This is a genomic window from Candidatus Culexarchaeum yellowstonense (assembly GCF_024707025.1).
Lineage (GTDB): Archaea > Thermoproteota > Methanomethylicia > Culexarchaeales > Culexarchaeaceae > Culexarchaeum.
Window position 1 is genome coordinate 1 of the sequence record NZ_JANGFQ010000102.1, and the last position, 2,936, is coordinate 2,936.

The following is a 2,936-nucleotide window of genomic DNA, read 5'->3' on the forward strand; positions in this document are numbered from 1 at the left end:
TCTCCCTAGAAATCCTAATTTCACCACCAGAAATAATGACTGTTAAAATATCACCCAACTCAGGTTTAGGCTCAAGTCTATCCCACTCATCCTCAGTAAGCCATATAGTTAAACGTGGAAGCTGAAAGGATGTTGAAAGTGGAATTGGCATCATCCTCAAAACCTGCTGCATAATTGGAAGAACATCCTTAGCCAACTCTGAATCTTGAGAAGAATAGAATACTGGTGGAGGCGACTCCTGCTCCTCCACCAAATCAATCCTAAACATCTTCTCACCATTAGGAGCTCTAACAACATTCTTCCCAGCCACAGAAGCCTTAAACTTAACTTCCAAAATAATCCCCAAACATATAGTGTGGCACAAGTATATAAGTGGTTTGCTAACTATACCATGGAAAATTTAATATATGTTACTGGAAACGTTTAAGTGAAACAAAACATGCATGGTGAGTGGCGAATGATTAAGATGAACCAGATATTGGATAAGAGGGAGCTTGCACCAAGAATAAAGGAGGTGGTGGTTTACAATCCAAAGATAGCCTCAAAGGTTAGAGCTGGACAATTCATAGTTGTAAGGGTTTGTGAAGAGGGGGAGAGGATACCATTAACGGTGGCAGACTGGAATAGGGATAAGGGGACATTAAATATAGTATTCCAAGAAGTGGGTGTATCAACATATAAACTTGGAAAACTTGGAGTTGGAGACGTAATAAAAGACATGGTGGGTCCACTTGGAAATCCATCTGAAATAAGCCTATTTGGAACAGTAATATGTGTGGGTGGAGGTGTAGGGGTGCCGGCAATATACCCAATAGCTAGGGAATTGAAGGGAGCTGGAAACAAGGTTGTATCAATAATAGGCGCCAGAAGCAAGGATTTACTAATATATGAGGAGGAGATGAGGAGGGTGAGCGATGAATTAAGGGTAACAACGGATGATGGATCAAAGGGGAGGAAGGGGTTCGTATCAGATGAATTGAGAGACTTGCTGAAAAGTGGATTAAAGGTTGATAGAGTTATAACGGTTGGACCTGCAATAATGATGAAGGTATGCGCAGAAGTAACGAGACCATACAATATAAAAACCATTGCAAGCTTAAACCCAATAATGGTGTGTGGAATGGGGATGTGCGCAGCATGCAGAGTGGAAGTTGCTGGGAAAACTAGATTCGTATGCTTTGAAGGGCCAGAATTCGATGCACATCAAGTGGACTTCGACGTGCTACTAATGAGGTTAAATGCATATAAAGCTGAAGAGCAAATGGCATTGAAAAAGTTCCTTGAGGGAGGGGGGTGAAGAAGTATGCCAATAAAGAAGAGGGTTGAAATGAGGAAACTTCCAGTGGAGGAGAGAGTTAAAAGCTTCAATGAAGTGGCGCTTGGATTAACGGAGGAACAAGCAATTGAAGAAGCTAAGAGGTGCCTACAATGCCCAAACCATCCATGCATAGATGGATGTCCAGTGGGCATAAATATACCAGCATTTATAAAGAAGATAGCCGAAAAAGACTTCCTATCAGCATATAGGATAATAAAGGAGAAGAATGCCATACCAGCAATAACTGGGAGGGTTTGCCCACAAGAAGTGCAATGTGAAGCTAAATGTACACTCCAAAGAATTAAAGAGCCAATAGCCATAGGAGCTCTAGAAAGGTTTGTGGCAGATTGGGCTATAAGGGAGGGGGTTATAAAGGAGGAAATAACGAAAGCTCCACCAAACAACATTAAGGTGGCAGTAGTTGGATCTGGACCTTCAGGGATAACTGTAGCTGCAGACTTAGCAAAACTTGGATACGAAGTAACTATGTTCGAAGCATTACACAAGCCGGGTGGAGTACTAGTATATGGAATACCTGAATTCAGACTTCCAAAGAGGATAGTGGAATACGAGATAAACTACCTTAAAGATCTAGGGGTAGACATACAAACAAATACAGTTATTGGGAGGACATACACAATTAAGGAGCTATTCCAAAACGGTTACAGAGCAATATTCCTTGGAACAGGTGCAGGAATGCCTAAATTCCTAAACATACCAGGAGAAACCCTTGTAAACATATACACAGCCAATGAATTCCTCACAAGAACAAACCTAATGAAAGCATACCTATTCCCAAAATACGATACACCGATAAAAGTGGGAAGTAAAGTTGCAGTTATAGGTGGAGGGAATGTGGCGATGGACGCTGCCAGAACTGCAATTAGACTTGGAGCTGGAGAAGTATACATAGTCTATAGGAGGACTGAGGAAGAGATGCCTGCGAGGAGAGATGAAGTGATAAATGCAAAGGAGGAGGGGGTTAAATTCCAACTACTCACACAACCAATAAGGTTCGTTGGAGACAAGGATAAGAGGCTTACAGGAATAGAATGCTTAAAAATGCAACTTGGAGAACCAGATGCCAGTGGTAGGAGGAGGCCGGTACCAATAAAGGGGTCTGAATTCATATTTGAAGTGGACACAGCCATAATAGCCATAGGATGCCACCCAAACCCACTAATAGCAAACACAACACCAGAAATAAAGGTGAATGAAGAGGGATGCATAATAGTGGATAAGCAATGTAGAGCAAGCATGAAGGGGGTATATGCAGCTGGAGACATAATACTAGGAGAAGCCACAGTAATAGAAGCCATGGGCACTGGCAGAATAGCATCCACAACAATACACCAAGACATAAAGGAAGGAAGAATATAAAATTAAAAAATTTATTTTTATTTTAAAATGTTGGATAAGCTTTCTAGAAATGCTTCATGCTTAAAAGTTCTTCCTCTGTAGGTGGAGGCCTAATTAAACCAGCCTTCCATAAAGCTTCAAGAGACCTTCTAGCTTCACCAATTATTCTTGAAGCCCTCTCCCAAAGCTCATTCCTACTCAACTTAACCCTAGCCACACCTTGCTCAATGGACTTCAAAGCACATGCCACAGCCTCCTC

General features: G+C 41.7%; 3 protein-coding genes and 1 pseudogene. 2 read left to right on the top strand and 2 right to left on the bottom strand.

What is annotated here, in order from left to right:
- Positions 1-334, bottom strand: a 334-nt coding sequence (locus tag MRT15_RS09000; RefSeq protein WP_304329753.1) for an arcadin 1, incomplete at its 3' end; no start/stop codon positions are given.
- A 123-nt stretch (positions 335-457) separates the two neighbouring features.
- Between MRT15_RS09000 and MRT15_RS09005 the strand changes: the two genes are divergently transcribed.
- Positions 458-1,297 (top strand): sulfide/dihydroorotate dehydrogenase-like FAD/NAD-binding protein, encoded by an 840-nt coding sequence (locus MRT15_RS09005; RefSeq protein WP_304329754.1) that lies wholly within the window; start codon positions 458-460, stop codon positions 1,295-1,297.
- Positions 1,298-1,303: 6 nt separating this feature from the next.
- Positions 1,304-2,698: an NADPH-dependent glutamate synthase gene (gene gltA / locus MRT15_RS09010; protein ID WP_304329755.1), complete on the top strand. Its 1,395-nt coding sequence runs from the start codon at positions 1,304-1,306 to the stop codon at positions 2,696-2,698.
- Positions 2,699-2,741: 43 nt separating this feature from the next.
- On the opposite strand, the pseudogene MRT15_RS09015 reads toward gltA, so the two are convergent.
- Positions 2,742-2,936, bottom strand: a pseudogene (locus MRT15_RS09015) (malate dehydrogenase); the annotation flags it as partial.